12 protein-coding genes and 2 pseudogenes are annotated in these 17,211 nt (G+C 71.4%); 6 read left to right on the top strand and 8 right to left on the bottom strand.

From position 1 onward, the window contains the following. Window positions 1–455 precede the first annotated feature (455 nt). Window positions 456–1,463 carry an NlpC/P60 family protein gene (locus SSOG_RS21850; protein ID WP_039938316.1) on the top strand — a complete coding sequence of 336 codons (1,008 nt, stop codon included), beginning with the start codon at window positions 456–458 and terminating at the stop codon, window positions 1,461–1,463. Between the two features lie 111 nt (window positions 1,464–1,574). Then, complete coding sequence (locus tag SSOG_RS21855; protein WP_009716413.1) at window positions 1,575–2,411, top strand: helix-turn-helix domain-containing protein; 837 nt, start codon at window positions 1,575–1,577, stop codon at window positions 2,409–2,411. On the opposite strand, the gene SSOG_RS21860 is transcribed toward SSOG_RS21855, so the two are convergent. Further along, complete coding sequence (locus SSOG_RS21860; RefSeq protein ID WP_009716414.1) at window positions 2,408–4,234, bottom strand: NHL domain-containing thioredoxin family protein; 1,827 nt, start codon at window positions 4,232–4,234, stop codon at window positions 2,408–2,410. The genes SSOG_RS21855 and SSOG_RS21860 overlap by 4 nt on opposite strands. A gap of 236 nt (window positions 4,235–4,470) precedes the next feature. On the opposite strand from SSOG_RS21860, the gene SSOG_RS21865 reads away from it, so the two are divergent. After that, entirely contained in the window at window positions 4,471–5,295 is an 825-nt protein-coding gene (locus SSOG_RS21865) for a maleylpyruvate isomerase family mycothiol-dependent enzyme (protein ID WP_009716415.1), read from the top strand. 30 nt (window positions 5,296–5,325) lie between these two features. On the opposite strand, the gene SSOG_RS21870 is transcribed toward SSOG_RS21865, so the two are convergent. The 5 genes and pseudogenes from SSOG_RS21870 to pdhA form a co-directional block, all read right to left on the bottom strand. Next, a complete protein-coding gene (locus SSOG_RS21870) occupies window positions 5,326–6,621 on the bottom strand; it encodes an MFS transporter (RefSeq protein ID WP_039938319.1) in 1,296 nt (431 codons plus the stop codon). Next, window positions 6,618–7,277, bottom strand: a complete 660-nt coding sequence (locus SSOG_RS21875; protein WP_009716417.1) for a GntR family transcriptional regulator — start codon at window positions 7,275–7,277, stop codon at window positions 6,618–6,620. The genes SSOG_RS21870 and SSOG_RS21875 overlap by 4 nt, the downstream gene beginning before the upstream one ends. A gap of 75 nt (window positions 7,278–7,352) precedes the next feature. Then, window positions 7,353–8,750, bottom strand: a pseudogene (locus tag SSOG_RS57510) (dihydrolipoamide acetyltransferase family protein). Window positions 8,751–8,772: 22 nt separating this feature from the next. Further along, the gene (locus tag SSOG_RS21885) at window positions 8,773–9,753 is read right to left on the bottom strand and encodes an alpha-ketoacid dehydrogenase subunit beta (RefSeq protein ID WP_009716419.1); all 981 of its coding nucleotides are present in this window, start codon (window positions 9,751–9,753) and stop codon (window positions 8,773–8,775) included. 1 nt (window position 9,754) lies between these two features. Beyond that, window positions 9,755–10,918 carry a pyruvate dehydrogenase (acetyl-transferring) E1 component subunit alpha gene (gene pdhA / locus SSOG_RS21890; RefSeq protein WP_009716420.1) on the bottom strand — a complete coding sequence of 388 codons (1,164 nt, stop codon included), beginning with the start codon at window positions 10,916–10,918 and terminating at the stop codon, window positions 9,755–9,757. A gap of 324 nt (window positions 10,919–11,242) precedes the next feature. On the opposite strand from pdhA, the gene SSOG_RS21895 reads away from it, so the two are divergent. Both SSOG_RS21895 and SSOG_RS21900 read left to right on the top strand, forming a co-directional pair. Continuing rightward, window positions 11,243–11,899 carry a response regulator gene (locus SSOG_RS21895; RefSeq protein ID WP_009716421.1) on the top strand — a complete coding sequence of 219 codons (657 nt, stop codon included), beginning with the start codon at window positions 11,243–11,245 and terminating at the stop codon, window positions 11,897–11,899. A gap of 243 nt (window positions 11,900–12,142) precedes the next feature. Next, complete coding sequence (locus SSOG_RS21900) at window positions 12,143–13,180, top strand: phosphotransferase (RefSeq protein WP_009716422.1); 1,038 nt, start codon at window positions 12,143–12,145, stop codon at window positions 13,178–13,180. A 112-nt stretch (window positions 13,181–13,292) separates the two neighbouring features. Here the strand turns inward: SSOG_RS21900 and SSOG_RS21905 are convergent, their stop codons facing one another. Next, a complete protein-coding gene (locus SSOG_RS21905; protein WP_039938322.1) occupies window positions 13,293–14,879 on the bottom strand; it encodes a protein kinase domain-containing protein in 1,587 nt (528 codons plus the stop codon). A gap of 310 nt (window positions 14,880–15,189) precedes the next feature. Here SSOG_RS21905 and SSOG_RS21910 point away from each other — a divergent pair, with 310 nt between their 5' ends. Further along, window positions 15,190–16,863, top strand: a complete 1,674-nt coding sequence (locus SSOG_RS21910) for a protein kinase domain-containing protein (RefSeq protein ID WP_009716424.1) — start codon at window positions 15,190–15,192, stop codon at window positions 16,861–16,863. A gap of 89 nt (window positions 16,864–16,952) precedes the next feature. Here the strand turns inward: SSOG_RS21910 and SSOG_RS21915 are convergent. Further along, window positions 16,953–17,211, bottom strand: a pseudogene (locus SSOG_RS21915) (NAD-dependent epimerase/dehydratase family protein); the annotation flags it as partial.

The raw sequence follows: 17,211 nt of genomic DNA on the forward strand, positions 1-17,211 counted from the left end.
CGGTGTACCTGAAGGGCCAGGACGCCTCGACGACCGTGACCCTGCCCGGCGGCGGCGTGTACGTCGACAGCGCCAACAAGGTGACGTACTGGCAGACCAGCGCCTCCGACGCGCTCACCTGGTAATCGGCCCCACAGATTTCCCAGACGGACAGGCAGCCGCCTCCCCCCGGCTGCGTGTCCCCGACGGCCCCCGCCCCCGGCGGGGGCCGTCCGCTGTCCCGACATGTCCCGCCGAGTCGCCTCCGATGTCCCGCGCCCGGCCGTCCCGGGGCATGTCCCAGCAGGTCAGGGGCGTGCGACGGAACGGGACGTCCCATGGGACACCGGCTCCCCCGAAACCCCCCGCCCTCCGGCCCACAGTGGTTCCCGTCGTCGCGGCGGATCGGCCCGGCGGCCTCAACCGAGCGGCTCCGACGGCCAGTCGGCGCCCTTCGTCACAGGGGGATTCCACACATGACGCACTCCACCACAACCGCCCGGCGCCGGACCATCTGGCGCAAGGTGCTCCCCACGATCGCCGCGGCGGGCATCGGCGCCGCCGGACTCGTGGGCTGCTCGGGCGACGGGGACACCAGCGGCCATGGCACGAAGGCGGAGAAGGTAAACACGGCAGATAAGGCCCAGGCGGCCGACAAGAACGCCCTGAGCCGCGACACGGGGGCCGCGAAGGGCAAGGGCGGCGCCCTCAAGCTGAAGACGACGAGCGGGGAGTTCGGCACCAAGGCGGCCGCTGCCGCCGACTTCCCCACCTGGGGCACGCGCTGGGTCGTCCACCAGACGGCCGACACCGGCAGCCCGTCCGTCGGCATGATCAACAAGGATGTCGCGGGGCAGGACCGCATCACCGCCGACTACCAGATCGACACCGGCAAGAAGGCGTGCGAGGGCAGCACCTGCTCGACGTACATGGCCCACATCACCGGTCCGGTCAACGGCTTCCTGAGCGTCCTCGCGGTGGACATCCCCGAGGACTCGCTGCCCGGCGTCCCCGTGCAGAACGGCGGCGGTCAGCAGCCGCCCAAGCCGCCCCAGCCCGGCGGCACCCGCGCCGAGGCGCTCCAGCGGGCCTCCACCTGGCTGACGGCCAACGGCGGCGGACGGGTCCCGTACAGCCAGGCCAAGATCTGGAAGGACGGCTACCGCCAGGACTGCTCGGGCTACGTCTCCATGGCGCTGGGCCTGAAGGCACCCGGCACCAACACCGTGGGCCTCACCAGCGGCAGCATCACCAAGCCGATCGCCGTGAACGACCTCAGGCCGGGCGACCTGCTGATCGACGCCGCCGGCAACAACAACACCCGCCATGTCGTGATGTTCGAGAAGTGGAACAACGACGCCCACACCTCGTACACCTCGTACGAGCAGCGCGGCGACTTCGGTACCGACCACACGACCCGCACCTATGGTCTGGAGCCGGGCAGCGAGTACAAGCCCTACCGGCCGCTGAAGTTCACGGACTGATCCGGAAGTTCACGAACCGATGCGCTAGCGATCCGGTTCCTGTCACGAGCGGCACGTCCACCTCGGGGGTGTGGACGTGTCGCTCGTCATGTTCATGATCCACATGCTCCAATGGGAAGCGTGCCAGCGCATCCGAATCAGTCCGAGAATCCACGACGAAAGCCGCTCGCCCCGCTCCCCGAGGAACTTTCCGGCCCGGTACGGGAATTCGTGACCGCACTGCGCCACATGCACGGCGAACTGGGCCTGAGCCTCAAGGAGCTCGAAGGGCGCCTGCCCGCGAGCCGCTCCTCCCTCTCCCGCTATCTGCGCGGCCAGAGCCTGCCCGACGAACGGCTCCTGGTCCAGTGGGGAAAGCTCTCCTTCACCGCCGAGGACCGGCTGCCCGAGCTGGTGAAGCTGCTCCACCGGGCCAACGAGGCCGCCGCCGAGTCCGACACCGGACCGGTGGTGGAAACGGAGCCCGGGGCCGGGCCAGCCGCCCCGCCCCCGGAGGACCGGCCGCCCCGGCGGCGGCTGCGGCTCACGCTCGCGGCGGTGGGCACGGTCACCGTCCTCGGCGGGACCACGGCGGGGATCCTCGCCCTCCAGGCGTCGGACTCATCCGACAACGACAAGCCCCCGGCGACCCTGGGCAACGCGCGGATCACCGTCTTCAACGCCGAGAAGAGCTGCCGTGACGAGCGCGTCCGCGCCTGTTCCCTGGGCCTGGCGGGGGATCCGTACATGGCCTACCGCCCCTCCAACATCACGGGCCGGGCCTGGCACGGCGACGTGCTGCGCGCCGACTGCCGCATCGCCAACGGCGTCACCGTCACCGACGAGGCGGGCGGGCACAGCAGTATGTGGTTCCGCGTCTTAAGAGACGGCAAGCGGATGTGGATCCCGGCCATCCGGATCGATCATGACCAGGTGCAGTACACGAAGCTCCCCAACTGCCCCGACTAGCCGGGCTCCTCCTCGTCCAGTCCGGCCAGCACCAGCGGCAGCCGGGCCGCGCCGCCCTCGGTGACCCGGACCGGAACGCCCCAGTCCTGCTGGTGCACATGGCAGGCCGGGTACTCGTTGGCAGGGTCGTCGTCGCACGACGCGGCCATCGCCGAGACGTGCAGCACGCCCTCGGTCACCCCCTCGGCCAGCACCAGTTCGCGGCGCAGGTCCGTACCCGCGCCCTCGCCGGCCGCGAGCAGCCCGGGCGGGGTGGAGCTGACCAGCAGCCGGGTGGAGGGGCCGTAGCGGGTGTCCAGCTTCTGGCCCGCGGGCGCCTGGAAGACCACGTCCAGCCGGAGCGTGCCCGGGGCGATGTCGGTGGCGGCGCGCTGGGTGCGGTGGGCCACCGCCTCGACCCGTACGGCCTCTTCGGGCAGCCGCAGCCGGGTCAGCCGGTGCCGGGCGGACTCCACCACCACGATGTCCCGGTCGACCAGCACCGCGTCGGACGGCTCGCGCAGATCCGTGGCGAGCGTGGAGACCTCGCCGGTGGCCGGGTCGTAGCGGCGCAGCGCGTGGTTGTAGGTGTCGGCGACGGCGACCGAGCCGTCGGGCAGCGCGGTGACGCCCAGCGGATGCTGGAGCAGGGCCTGGTCGGCGGCGCCGTCCCGGTGGCCGAAGTCGAAGAGCCCGGTGCCGACGGCGGTGCGGACGGCGAAGCCGTCGCCGTCCCGCTCGACCCAGCGCACCGCGGAGCTCTCGGAGTCGGCGACCCACAGCCGGTCGCCGGACGCGGCGAGCCCGGACGGCTGGGAGAACCACGCCTGGTCCGCGGGCCCGTCCACCAGGCCCTCGTTGGTGGTCCCGGCGGCGGCCCGTACGGTCCCGGCCTGAAGGTCGTACGTCCACAGCTGGTGCACGCCCGCCATGGCGATCCACAGCAGGCCGTCGAACCAGGCCAGGTCCCAGGGGGAGGACAGGTCGATGTCGCGGGCGGGCCCCTCGGCGGGCGAGCCCTGCCACCACTGGCGGCCGGTCCCGGCGAGCGTGGTGACCTCGCCGGTCGCGGGGTCGAAGCGGCGCAGCGCGTGGTTCACGGTGTCGGCGACCGCCACCGTGCCGTCGGGCAGCGCGGCGAGCCCCTGCGGCTCGCTGAACCGGGCCCGGTCCGCCCGGCCGTCGGCGAGGCCGCGCTCGCCCGTGCCGATCCGCCGCAGCACGCTCTCGCCGTCGGCGGCCAGCTCCACCAGCTGGTGGCGGGTGGTGTCCGAGACCAGGAAGGTGCCGCCGGGCAGCAGCAGCGCCTTGCCGGGGAAGCGCAGCTCGGTGGGGACGGGCTCCGGCGGTACGTAGGGGCCGTCGCCGCGGCGCAGCGTGCCCTTGGCGGCGTGCTCGGTCTCCAGCTGCCCCACCAGGGTCTCGATGGCGTGGGCGTGGCCCTCGCCGGCGTGCTGGGCGACCACGTAGCCCTCGGGGTCGATGACGACGAGGGTGGGCCAGGCCCGCACCGCGTACTGCTTCCAGGTGGTCAGCTCCGGGTCGTCCAGGACCGGGTGGTGCACCCCGTACCGCTCGACGGCGTCCACGACGGCCTGGTGCTCGGCCTCGTGGACGAACTTCGGCGAGTGCACCCCGACGATCACGACGGTGTCGCGGTGCTTCTCCTCCAGCTCGCGCAGCTCGTCCAGGACGTGCAGACAGTTCACACAGCAGAACGTCCAGAAGTCGAGGATGACGATGCGGCCTCGCAGATCCGCGAGGGTGAGGTCTTTCCCGCCGGTGTTGAGCCAGCCGCCGAGGCCGGTCAGCTCGGGGGCGCGGACGCGTGCACGTGGAGCCATATCCCCATCCAACATCAGCTGGGCGGATGGCATTCCCCCGGGCCGGTTCGACCGGCTCGCCCCGGTCCGTCCCGGTCCGCCGCGCGGGGGTCCGAGGACGGCCGCCGCCGACACGAGGAAAGCCGCCGTTCCGGGCCTACGATCGGACTCGAAGCACTGCCCTCGCGCGCGTGGGCAGCGTAACTTGAAGCCACACACCTGCACCCAGCCCGCGTACCAACCGCCCGAGGGGTCCCGTGACCGTCCATCCCAGCCTTCAGACCTCCATCGACGCCTGGACGCATTCCATCGACGCCATATCGGAGTTGGTGACCCCGCTCCCCGAGAGCGAATGGAACCGCGCCACCGAATGCCCGGGGTGGTCGGTGCGGGACATCGTCTCGCACGTGATCGGCCTCGAGTGCGAGATGCTCGGCGATCCCCGCCCCATCCACACGCTGCCGCGCGATCTGTTCCACATGACCGGCGAGCTGGGCCGCTACATGGAAGTCCAGGTCGATGTGCGGCGCTGCCACACGGCGCCGGAGATGACGTCCGAGCTGGAGTACACCGTCATCCGGCGGGCCCGTCAGCTGCGCAACGAGAAGCGGCAGCCGGACACCATGGTGCGCTGGCCGGGCGGCGGCGAGCTGTCCCTCGAAGACGCCCTGACCCGCCGGGCCTTCGACGTGTGGGTGCACGAGCAGGATCTGCGGCGCGCGCTGAACCAGCCCGGCAACCTGGACTCGCCGGGCGCGTACGTCACCCGGGACCTGCTGCTGTCGGCGCTGCCGAAGGTGGTCGCCAAGGACGCGGGCGCGGCGCCCAACTCGGCGGTGGTCTTCGATGTGAACGGACCGATCGAGTTCATGCGCACCGTCCGGGTGGACGCGGACGGCCGGGCCACCATCGACGGCAGTGTGTCGCTGGGCCCGTCCGTCACGCTCTCGCTGGACTGGGAGACGTACGTGCGGCTCGCCTGCGGCCGGGTGCGGGCCGACGCGGTGGCCGAACAGGTGAAGGTCGAAGGGGACCAGCAGCTGGCCGACGCCATCCTGGCCCACTTCGCGATCACCCCGTGACCCCGGCCCCGTGACCCCGTAAGCGGACCCTCACGCCGGTACGTGCACCGCCTCGACGCGGCTCGCGACCACGCGCTCGCGCTCCCGGCGGTGCGCGCGCCCGCGCAGCCGCAGGATCTGGGAGACGCCGAGCGCCTGGAGCACGAACACCGACGCGAAGGCGATGCGGAAGTCCTGACCGGTCATGTCCAGGAGTACGCCGACGGCGAGCAAAGTACTCATCGAGGCCGTGAATCCGCCCATGTTGACGATGCCGGAGGCGGTTCCGGTCCGCTCGGGCGGGTTGGCGGGGCGGGCGAAGTCGAAGCCGATCATCGACGCGGGTCCGCAGCTGCCGAGCACCACGCACATGACGGCCAGCATCCACATCGGTGCGTGGTCGCCCGGCCAGAACAGCGCGGCGCCCCACACCAGCGCGGTGGCGCCGACCGTGCCGAGGGCCAGCGGGGTGCGGGCGGCGTGGTGGCGGGCGATGATCTGCCCGTAGACCAGGCCGATCACGATGTTGGACACCACCACCACCGTCAGCAGCTCACCGGCGGTCGCCCGGGACAGCCCCTGCGCCTCCACCAGGAACGGCATCCCCCACAGCAGGAGGAAGGCCATGGCGGGGAACTGGGTGGTGAAGTGCGTCCACATGCCCAGCCGGGTGCCGGGCTCGCTCCAGGCGGCCACGATCTGCCGGCGCACGAAGCCCTTGTCCGCCCGGGTGGCGGGCGGGGGTTCGTGCCCCTCCGGGTGGTCCTTGAGGAAGAGCAGCACCAGAACGAGGATGACCACCCCGGCGACCGCGCTGCCCGCGAAGGTCGGGGTCCAGCCGACGCTGTGCAGGATCTGGGCGATCACCAGCGTGGAGACCAGGTTGCCCGCCATGCCGATCAGCCCGGCGAACTGGCCCACCAGCGGCACCCGGCGGGCCGGGAACCAGCGGGAGCCGAGCCGCAGCACGCTGATGAACGTCATCGCGTCGCCACAGCCGAGCACCGCCCGGGAGCCCAGCGCCATCGGGTACGTGTGGGAGAGCGCGAAGCCGAACTGCCCGATGGTGAACAGCACGATCCCCAGCGCGAGCACCTTGCGGGTGCCGAGCCGGTCCACCATCAGCCCGACCGGTATCTGCATCCCGGCGTAGACCAGCACCTGGAGCACGGAGAAGGTGGACAGCGCCGAGGCGTTGATGTGGAAGCGCTCGGCGGCGTCGATCCCGGCCACGCCCAGGCTGGTGCGGTAGACGATGGCGACGAAGTAGACGGCGACACCGAGGCCCCAGATGGCGACGGCACGCCGTCCGCCGGGCGGGTCCCCGGGCAATCGGGCCGTGGTCATCGCACATCTCCCCGGGCGAGGGTGTTCACCCAGCTGATGTGGCGCTGGACGAACCCGGCGGCCGAGATCGCGTCCCCGGCGCGCAGGGCGTCCAGGATCTCGGTGTGCTCGGTGATGTTCTTGGCGATCCGGTCGGGCTCGGCGTGCATGGTGGCCACGCCCATCCGCAGCTGCCGGTCCCGCAGCTGGTCGTACAGCTGCGCCAGGATCGTGTTCCCCGCGGCGCGGACGATCTCCGCGTGGAAGCAGCGGTCGGCGACCGCGAACGCGGCCAGGTCGCCGGTCGCCGCGTGCCCCTTCTGCTCCTCCAGCAGCGCCTCCAGCCGCCCCAGCAGCTGCGCCCCGGCCGGTACCACCTTGGCGACCGCGTGCTGCTCGACCAGCAGCCGGGTCTCCACCACGTCCGCGATCTCCTGCGCGGAGACGGGCAGCACCAGCGCGCCCTTCTTGGGGTAGAGCTTCAGCAGCCCCTCGGCCTCCAGCCGCAGCAGGGCCTCGCGGACCGGCGTACGGGAGACCCCGACGGCCTCGGCCAGCTCGCCCTCGCTCAGCAGCGTGCCGCCCTCGTAGCGGCGCTCCAGGACGGCTTGTTTGACATGGGTGTAGACGCGTTCGGCGGCGGGCGGCGGCTTGGTGGCCGTATCGGCGGAACTCATGATGCGCACAGCATAGATACAACAGGTATTCCTGCGTATCCCCCGTCCGCCATGCGGACGGGGGATACTTCCGTGTCAACCCCAGGTGATCAAGCGCTTGGGGCGTTCCAGGATGGCCGCGACGTCCGCGAGCACCTTGGAGCCCAGCTCACCGTCGACCAGCCGGTGGTCGAAGGAGAGCGCGAGGGTCGTCACCTGGCGCGGCTTGACCTCGCCCTTGTGGACCCACGGCTGGAGCTTGACCGCGCCGAAGGCGAGGATCGCCGACTCCCCGGGGTTGAGGATCGGGGTGCCGGTGTCGATGCCGAAGACGCCGACGTTGGTGATGGTCACCGTGCCGCCGGTCATCGCCGCCGGGCTGGTCCTCCCCTCGCGGGCGGTGGACACCAGGTCGCCCAGGGACTCGGCCAGCTGGGGCAGCGTCTTGGCGTCCGCGTCCTTGATGTTGGGGACGACCAGACCGCGCGGGGTGGCGGCCGCGATGCCCAGGTTGACGTAGTCCTTGTAGACGATCTCCTGGTTCTCCTCGTCCCAGGAGGCGTTGACGTCCGGGTTGCGCTTGATCGCCACCAGCAGCGCCTTGGCGACCAGGAGCAGCGGGTTCACCCGCAGCCCGGCCAGCTCCGGGTCCTGCTTGAGGTCGGCGACCAGCTTCATGGTGCGGGTGACGTCGACGGTGACGAACTCCGTCACGTGCGGGGCCGTGAAGGCGCTGTCCACCATCGCCTGCGCGGTGGCCTTCCGTACGCCCTTCACGGGCACCCGGCGCTCCCGTGCGCCCGCGACCGGGGCGGCGGGCTCCGGGGCCGCCGCGGGGGCTTCCACGGCCGCGTGGACGTCCTCGCGGGTGATGATCCCGCCCGGCCCTGTCGGGGTGATCGTCGCCAGGTCGATGCCCAGGTCCTTGGCGAGCTTGCGGACCGGGGGCTTGGCCAGCGGCCGGGCGGTCCCGGTGTGGCCGTTCAGCTCGGGGCCGGGCTCCGGGCGCACCGGCGCGGCGGGCGCCGCGGGGGCGGGCGCGGGGGCCGGGGCCTGGGGTGCCCCGGCCGCCGGACGCTTGGCCCCCGGCTGCGGCTTGCGCGGGCGGCGCTTGGTGGAGGAGGGCGCGGCGCCGTAGCCGACCAGGTTGGCCTAGCGCCCCTCCGGTTCGGCCTCGGCGGGCGCCTCGGCGGCGGGTTCCGGCGCGGCGGACGGCGCGGGCGCGTCTCCGGCGCCCGGGTCGGTGTCCACCGAAATGATCGCCGTGCCCACGTCCACGGTGGTGCCCTCGTCGAAGCGCAGCTGGTGCACCACCCCGGTGAACGGGATGGGCAGCTCCACCGCGGCCTTCGCGGTCTCGACCTCGCAGACCACCTGACCGTCGGTCACGGTGTCGCCCGGCGCCACCAGCCACTTGAGGATCTCGGCCTCGGTCAGTCCCTCGCCCACGTCGGGCATCTTGAACTCACGGAAGCGCTGTTCGACTGCGGTCATCGTCACGATCTCCTCAAGCCCTTCAGTACGCCAACGCACGGTCTACGGCGTCGAGCACCCGGTCCAGGTCGGGCAGGTACTCGTCCTCCAGCCGCGAGGGCGGGTACGGCGCGTGATAGCCGCCGACCCGCAGCACCGGGGCCTGGAGGTGGTAGAAACACCGCTCGGTGATGCGCGCGGCGATCTCCGAGCCGGTCCCCAGGAAGACCGGCGCCTCATGCACCACGACCAGCCTGCCGGTCCGCTCGACCGACTGCTGGACCGTGTCGAAGTCGATCGGCGACATCGACCGGAGGTCCACGACCTCCAGCGACTTGCCCTCCTCGGCGGCGGCCGCCGCCGCGTCCAGCGCGACCTTCACCATCGGGCCGTAGGCCGCGAGAGTGAGGTCGGTGCCGGGCCGCACCACCCGGGCCGCGTGCAGCGGACCGGGGATCGCCGAGGTGTCGACCTCGCCCTTGTCGTGGTAGCGGCGCTTGGGCTCGAAGTAGATCACGGGGTCGTCGCTGCCGATGGCCTGCTGGAGCATCCAGTAGGCGTCGGAGGCGTTGGAGGGCGAGATCACCTTCAGCCCGGCGACGTGCGCGAACAGCGCCTCGGGCGACTCGCTGTGGTGCTCGACCGCGCCGATGCCGCCGCCGTACGGGATGCGGATGACGACCGGCATCTTGACCTTGCCGAGCGACCGCGCGTGCATCTTGGCGAGCTGCGTGACGATCTGGTCGTACGCGGGGAAGACGAAACCGTCGAACTGGATCTCCACCACCGGGCGGTAGCCGCGCAGCGCGAGCCCGATCGCGGTGCCGACGATGCCGGACTCGGCCAGCGGGGTGTCGATGACCCGGTCCTCGCCGAAGTCCTTCTGGAGCCCGTCGGTGACGCGGAAGACGCCGCCGAGCTTGCCGACGTCCTCCCCCATGATCAGGACCTTGGGGTCGTTGTCGAGCGCCGTGCGCAGCGACGCGTTGATCGCCTTGGAGAGCGACATCTTCTGGGCAGCCATGTCAGATGCCTTCCTCAGCGGTCTCGAACGAAGCCTGGTACGCGGCGAACTGCGCACGCTCCTCGTCCACGAGCGCATGGCCGTCGGCGTAGGTGTGCTCGAACAGCGCCATGTCGTCGGGGTCGGGCATGGACCGGACCGCCTCGCGCACCCGCTTGGCGAGCGCGTCGGACTCCTGCTCCAGGGCGTCGAAGAACGCGTCGTCCGCCAGCTTCTCGTTGGTGAGGAGGGTGCGCAGCCGCAGGATCGGGTCCTTGGTCTCCCACAGCTCGCGCTCCTCGGAGGAGCGGTAGCGCGTCGGGTCGTCGGAGGTGGTGTGGGCGCCCATCCGGTAGGTGAACGCCTCCACGAGCATCGGCCCCTGCCCGGTGCGGGCCCGCTCCAGCGCGGCCTTGGTGACGGCGAGACAGGCCAGCACGTCGTTGCCGTCCACCCGGACGCCCGGGAAGCCGTAGCCCTGGGCGCGCTGGTAGAGCGGCACCCGGGTCTGCTTCTCGGTGGGCTCGGAGATGGCCCACTGGTTGTTCTGGCAGAAGAAGACGACCGGGGCGTTGTAGACCGCGGAGTAGGTGAACGATTCGGCGACATCGCCCTGGCTGGAGGCGCCGTCCCCGAAGTAGGCCAGTACGGCGGAGTCCGCGCCGTCCTTCGCCACGCCCATCGCGTAGCCGGTGGCGTGCAGCGTCTGCGAGCCGATGACGATGGTGTACAGGTGGAAGTTGTTGCTGTTGGGGTCCCAGCCGCCGTGGTTCACCCCGCGGAACATCCCCAGCAGATTCGTCGGGTCGACCCCGCGGCACCAGGCCACGCCGTGCTCGCGGTAGGTCGGGAAGACGTAGTCGTCATCGTGCAGGGCCCGGCCGGAGCCGATCTGGGCGGCCTCCTGGCCGAGCAGGGAGGCCCACAGGCCCAGTTCGCCCTGGCGCTGGAGGGTGGTGGCCTCGGCGTCGAAGCGCCGCGTCAGCACCATGTCCCGGTACAGGCCGCGCAGCTCGTCGGGGGTCGGGTCGATCGCGTAGTCGGGGTGCTCGACGCGCTCGCCCTCCGGGGTCAGCAGCTGTACGAGTTCCGGTTCCGCCGACTGCTTCTTCGTGCTCCGCGCGCTGGTGCTGCGCTTGGCTCCGCTGCGGCGCGGCTTGCGCGCGGCAGTGCTCTCCACGGTCACGTGTGCTCCTCCGTCTGTCCGGCCTCCGGGATCCGCCGGCGGCCAGTTGCGGCTCGCCCGTCCGACGACGACGCACGGGGTGGGTGCGACGAAACGTCCGTCCGGGCGTGACAGGTTCCCGGCGGTCGGCCCCGCACAAGGCACGTTACCCAGTGCTCCGCATCTCTGCGAAACCCCACCTGACCTGCAATTTTGCTTGGATTTCCAAGTAAATCGCGCGGTTGGGTGAACATCCACTGGTCACAGCCTCGCCGACCGTCGGTCCTCCGCACGTTATCCCGCTGGACAAAGGCACGGGAAGACTCCGTATGTGAGACTGGAGCCGTGCGCGAAGAAGGAAAAATCAGGATTTTCCTACTCGACGACCATGAAGTCGTACGACGCGGCGTGCGCGAGCTGCTGGCGAGCGAGCCGGACATGGAGGTGGTCGGCGAGGCGGGCACCGCGGCCGACGCCCTCGCCCGGATCCTCGCGACCCGCCCCGATGTCGCCGTGCTCGACATCCGGCTGCCCGACCGCAGCGGCGTCGAGGTCTGCCGGGAGATCCGCTCGCGCGACGAGACCATCCGCTGCATGATGCTCACCTCCTTCGCCGACGACGAGGCCCTCTTCGACGCGATCATGGCGGGCGCGTCCGGCTACGTCCTCAAGGACATCCGGGGCAGCGAACTGCTCGCCGCCGTCCGGGACGTGGCCGCGGGCCGCTCACTGCTCGACCCGGTGGCCACCGCGCGGGTCCTGGAGCGGCTGCGCGGCGGCGCCGCCAAGCCCGACGACCGGCTCTCCTCCCTCACCGAGCAGGAGCGCCGGATCCTGCTGCTGATCGGGGAGGGGCTGACCAACCGGGTGATCGGCGAGCGGCTGCACCTCGCCGAGAAGACGATCAAGAACTATGTCTCCAGCCTGCTCTCCAAGCTCGGCATGGAGCGCCGCTCGCAGGCCGCCGCCTTCGTGGCCCGGATGCAGGCCCAGAAGAATTAGCCCCGGAAGAACCAGGCCCGGAAGAACCAGGGGCTGTTCGCGAAGTCCCGCCGGGCCCGCGACGCCTGGCACGCCCCCAGCCACTGCTGGGACCTGCCCCCTGACGCTGCGGGCTGACCCGACGCGGCTGTGCGGACACGGGCACCCCTGTCCCCTGTGCGGCGAGAGCACCCGAAGCACCATTCGGCCTGCCGCGTCAACTCCCGCACGGTCCGTGACGCCGGGTGATCTAACATCTGGCAGGTGCCGCGCTCACATGTACACCTCGCCGAGGCCGCTCCCGACGGGGAAACCCTGGGCGCCCTGCTCCGCCGCTACGACCGGGCCGGTGAGCCGGTGTCCTGCGACCCCCTCACCGAGGGCCTGCTCAACCGCGGCTACCGGCTCGCCACCACCCGCGGCCGGTTCTTCCTCAAGCACCACCTCGACGGCGACCGCACCGCCATCGCCCGCCAGCACCGGGCCACCCAGCGGCTGGGCGCGCTCGGCCTCCCGGTCGCCCCGCCGGTCCCGGACGCCCACGGCCGCACCGTCGCCGTCATCGGCGGCCGCTGCTACGCCCTCCACCCCTGGATCGACGGACGGCACCGCGACGGCGCCGCGCTGACCACGCCACAGTGCTGGCGGCTGGGCGGGCTGCTGGGGTTCGTCCACACCTGCCTGGAGCAGGTCATGCGGGCCGGAACCAGCGACCGTGAGCCGCCGGAGCCCGCGGCCGACCCCGAGGACACCTACGCCGTCATCGACGAGCTGCTGACACGGGTCCGCGGCCACCGGCCGCGCGACACCTTCGACGAACTCGCCGAGCACCGCCTGACCGAGCGCCGCGCGCTGCTGGAGCGGCACGCCCACCGCCGGCCCGAGGCGGACGCGATCCCGGCCACCGGCTGGGTGCACGGCGACTTCCACCCGCTGAACCTGCTCTACCGCGATACGGAACCCGCCGCGATCGTCGACTGGGACCGGCTGGGCGTCCAGCCGCGCGCCGAGGAGGCCGTCCGCGCCGCCGCGATCTTCTTCGTACGGCCCGGCGGCACCCTGGAGCTGACCAAGGTCCGGTCCTACGCCCGGGCCTACCGCCGCATGGCGGGCGCCGGGGCCGACGAGATGGCGGCGGCCGTGCACCGGGTGTGGTGGGAGCGGCTCAACGACTTCTGGATGCTGCACTGGCACTACCACCGCGGCGACCACCGCGCCGATCCGCAGTTCCCGGCCGCGGCGGCGCTGGTGGTGTGGTGGACGCGGGAGTACGAGGCGGTCCGCGACGCCTTCTGCGGCTGAGGGCCGCCTCCCGTGCGCAAGCAAGCTCGTACGCATGCGACTGCCCCGGCACCGCTCGCGCGGGGCCGGGGCAGTCGGCGTAGTTCAGCGGACCCGGTTCGGTCCTGTCCGGTCAGCCGAGGTTGCTGGCCGGGGGATCGACGGGCGGCGTCTCCTCGCCACCGTCGTCCGGCGGCGTGGTCTCGCCGCCGTCGTCGGGCGGCGTGGTCTGGCTGTTGCCGTCGGACGGCGTGGTCTGCGGGTCCGACGGCACGTCGGTCGGGCCGCCGGTCGGCTCGTTCGGGTACCCCGGATTGCTGGGCTGCCCGGTGTACGAGGGGCTGGTCGGGTCCTGGGACGGGGTGTAGTCGCCCGTACCGCCGGTGGAGTCGTCGGTCTCCGGAGCGTCCGTCGTCTCCTCCGTCGGATCCTCGCTCGGCTCCTTCGTCTCCTTCTGCTGGGTCGCCGTGGGGTTCTTGTTCGGCTGCTTGCCCTTGTCGTCATTGCCGCTGAGGTCCAGCGCGAACGCGACCCCGACCGCCACGGCGATCACCGCGAGCGCCGCGATCAGCCACAGCTTGCCGCGGCCACCACCCCGGCGGCCCCGGCCGGGGCCCCCGTCGTACCCGCCGCCGTTCCCTCCACCGGGCGCGACCATCGGCTGCTGGGATGTCTGGCCGTGGTCCGGATGCGGCATCGCGGTCGTCCCCGCCATGCCCATCGCGCCCGTGGAACCGCCGAGGTGCTGGGTGACCGGGCCGGTGTTCCAGACCCCGGTGTGGCCGCCCGCTTCCTGGAGCATCTGGAGCGCGTACTGGACCAGTCCGCGCATCTCCTCGGCGCTCTGGAACCGGTCGTCCGGGTCCTTGGCGAGGGAGCGCATCACCAGGCCGTCCAGCTCCGGCGGAACCTGGCCGCCCGAAATTTCGGACGGTGGTACGGGATTGTCCTGAACGTGCTGATAAACGACCGAAAGAGGAGTCTCACCGGTGAACGGCGGGCGCAGCGCGAGGAGTTCGTACAGCAGACACCCGGTCGCGTACAGGTCGGAGCGGTGGTCCACGGCCTTGCCGAGCGCCTGCTCGGGCGAGAGGTACTGCGGGGTGCCCATGACCATGCCGGTCTGGGTCATCGTGGACTGCGCGCCGTGCAGGGCGCGGGCGATGCCGAAGTCCATCACCTTGACCGCGCCGCTCTTGGTGATGATGACGTTCGCGGGCTTGATGTCACGGTGCACGATGCCGTGCTGATGGCTGTAGGCGAGCGCTTCCAGCACCCCGGAGACGATGATCAGCGCCTGGTCCGGCGGCGGCGCCTCGGCGTTCAGCAGCAGATCGCGGATGGTGTGGCCCTCGACCAGCTCCATCACGATGTAGGGGACGGTGTTCGGGCCGACGACGTCCTCGCCGGAGTCGTACACCGCGACGACCGCGTGATGGTTCAGCCCCGCGACGGACTGTGCCTCGCGGGTGAAGCGGGCCTTGGACACCGGGTCCTCGGCCAGGTCGGCGCGCAGCAGCTTCACCGCGACAGTTCTGCCGAGCCGGATGTCCTCGGCGGCGAAGACCTCCGCCATGCCGCCGCGGCCCAGGCGGCCGGTGAGACGGTAGCGGCCATCGCCGACCAGTCCACCATTCCCCCACGCCTCGGGCACATCAGACATTCCGGACCCGGTAGCGTCAGGTTCGGAGGGCCCCTGGGCGCTCTGGGTCTGTGCCATCGGTCCTCGCCGTCTCGGTCTAGGTGGGGGTCTGGTCGAGATCGCCCCGCCCGCGGGCGGTACGGTTCCTGCTAGGCACGCTACAGCCTTCGCGCCGCGCATCGGTTCGTGATGGACCGGCCATCAAACCTGTTGACGGTGAAGTGTTGCAAATCGCGTGACGGGTTCTTGAGCATCCGGTCACGGAACGGGCACGTGGCTTGACGTGTCCGTGGCCTGGGGCAGACTTGGCCACGATATCCGGAACACGAAGATCATGGCGTCGAAACGTGCGGGTTGAGCGGGAGTGCGCCGAGGGGGAAGTAACAACATGAGCCAGCACGGCGCACCGGGCCGCTACCAGGGCAGCTCCCTGGCCGGCGGCCGTTACCAATTGCGTGATCTGCTCGGCGAAGGCGGCATGGCATCCGTGCACCTCGCCTACGACTCCGTGCTGGACCGCCAGGTCGCCATCAAGACGCTGCATACGGAGCTGGGCCGCGAGCAGTCCTTCCGCGAGCGCTTCCGCCGCGAGGCGCAGGCCGTGGCCAAACTCACGCACACCAATATCGTTTCGGTCTTCGACACCGGCGAGGATTCGCTCGACGGCGCGCTCATGCCGTACATCGTCATGGAGTACGTCGAGGGACTTCCGCTGCGTTCCGTCCTCGACGCCGACGTTCGGCAATACGGCGCGATGCCGACCGAAAAGGCGCTGAAAATCACCGGTGATGTTCTGGCGGCGCTGGAGATCAGCCACGAAATGGGGCTGGTTCACCGCGACATCAAGCCCGGTAACGTGATGATGACCAAGCGTAATGTGGTCAAAGTCATGGACTTCGGCATCGCCCGCGCCATGCAGTCCGGGGTCACCTCCATGACCCAGACCGGCATGGTCGTCGGCACCCCGCAGTACCTCTCGCCCGAACAGGCGCTGGGCCGCGGCGTGGACGCCCGCAGCGACCTCTACTCGGTCGGCATCATGCTCTTCGAGCTGCTGACCGGGCGGCTCCCCTTCGACGCCGACTCGCCGCTCGCCATCGCGTACGCGCATGTGCAGGAGGAGCCGGTCGCGCCCTCCTCGATCAACCAGTCCATCCCGCCCGCCGTGGACGCGCTGGTCGCCCGCGTGCTGAAGAAGAACCCGAACGAGCGCTTCCCCACCGCCGAGGCCATGCGCGACGAGTGCGCCCGGGTCTCCCGCACCGGCCAGACCGGCGCCTCCCCGATCATCATCAGCGGCGGTCCCCCCTCCGTCAGCGGCTCCGGCGTCGGCGCGGCGGTCTTCCCGCCCGTCGACCAGCAGACCCCCGGGCCGGGCCCCGGCGGCGTCCAGACGCCGTACCAGCCGCAGCCGCAGGCCGGGGCGGGGCAGTACGGCGCCTTCGGCCCGTCCACCCCGCCGCCGCCGACCATGCCGGTGGGCCAGCAGCCGTACGGCGCCCCCGCGTCCCCGTACCAGGGCGGCCACGGCCCGAGCACCCCGCCGCCGTACAACATCTCGCCCAGCCCGGCTCCGTCCCCGTCGCCGGGGTCCCCGGGCGGTGGCGGCGGCAACAAGCGCGTGATCATAGGCTCCGCCGTGGTGGCCGCGATCGCGGTCCTCGGCGTCATCCTGGTCATCGCCCTCAGCGGCGACGACGGCGGCAAGAAGAACACGAGCAAGGGTGGCGGGGAGAAGACCTCCGCCCCCGCGTCGTCGAAGCCCGCGGACTTCCGCATGGGCGACAAGACGAAGACGATCGACCCCGAGAAGTGCACGGACGCCTACGAGGACAGCGAGGAGAAGGGCACGTACAGCGTGCCCGACTTCCAGAACCTCTACGTCGACTCGGTGAAGAAGTGCATCCGGGCCGCGGGCTGGAAGTACCGCGTCACGACGCAGGACGAGAACCTGTGGGGCAAGGGCACGGTCCTCAACTACACGTACCGCAACTACGAGCCGTACAACCCGAAGACGGACACCATCGAGCTGACGGTCTCCACGGGTATGCCCGACGACTGATGCGCGGCGCGCCTCTGTGTGGGCGCCCGACGCATGGGCTCCAGGGCTCGGCGGCGTAGCCGGACGAAAGCGGTCCGGCTACGCCGTTTTCATGTCTGCCGCTGGTGGTGGAAGCCGGTGCGCCACGTCGGGTGGTCCGGGCGCCAGCCCAGGCGGCGGGCGAGTGTGTTGTCGGCGCCGCGCTCCCAGCCCTCCCGACCGGTCGTCGCAACGGGCGCCGGGGCGCCGAGGGCGGCGGCGAGCGCGGGCAGCCAGTCGCGGGCGGGCGCCGGTTCGTCGTCCACCACGTTCACCGCGCCGCTCGGCCAGCCCAGCGCGGCGACCGCGGCCCGGGCGGCGTCCGCCACA

The sequence above is a fragment of the Streptomyces himastatinicus ATCC 53653 genome, from assembly GCF_000158915.1.
Taxonomy (GTDB): Bacteria; Actinomycetota; Actinomycetes; order Streptomycetales; family Streptomycetaceae; genus Streptomyces; species Streptomyces himastatinicus.

Coding starts and splice junctions, on each gene's coding strand:
- SSOG_RS21850 (WP_039938316.1), top strand. CDS start 456: ATGACGCACTCCACCACAACCGCCCGGCGCCGGACCATCTGGCGCAAG.
- SSOG_RS21855 (WP_009716413.1), top strand. CDS start 1,575: ATGGGAAGCGTGCCAGCGCATCCGAATCAGTCCGAGAATCCACGACGA.
- SSOG_RS21860 (WP_009716414.1), bottom strand. CDS start 4,234: ATGGCTCCACGTGCACGCGTCCGCGCCCCCGAGCTGACCGGCCTCGGC.
- SSOG_RS21870 (WP_039938319.1), bottom strand. CDS start 6,621: ATGACCACGGCCCGATTGCCCGGGGACCCGCCCGGCGGACGGCGTGCC.
- SSOG_RS21875 (WP_009716417.1), bottom strand. CDS start 7,277: ATGAGTTCCGCCGATACGGCCACCAAGCCGCCGCCCGCCGCCGAACGC.
- SSOG_RS21885 (WP_009716419.1), bottom strand. CDS start 9,753: ATGGCTGCCCAGAAGATGTCGCTCTCCAAGGCGATCAACGCGTCGCTG.
- SSOG_RS21905 (WP_039938322.1), bottom strand. CDS start 14,879: ATGGCACAGACCCAGAGCGCCCAGGGGCCCTCCGAACCTGACGCTACC.
- SSOG_RS21910 (WP_009716424.1), top strand. CDS start 15,190: ATGAGCCAGCACGGCGCACCGGGCCGCTACCAGGGCAGCTCCCTGGCC.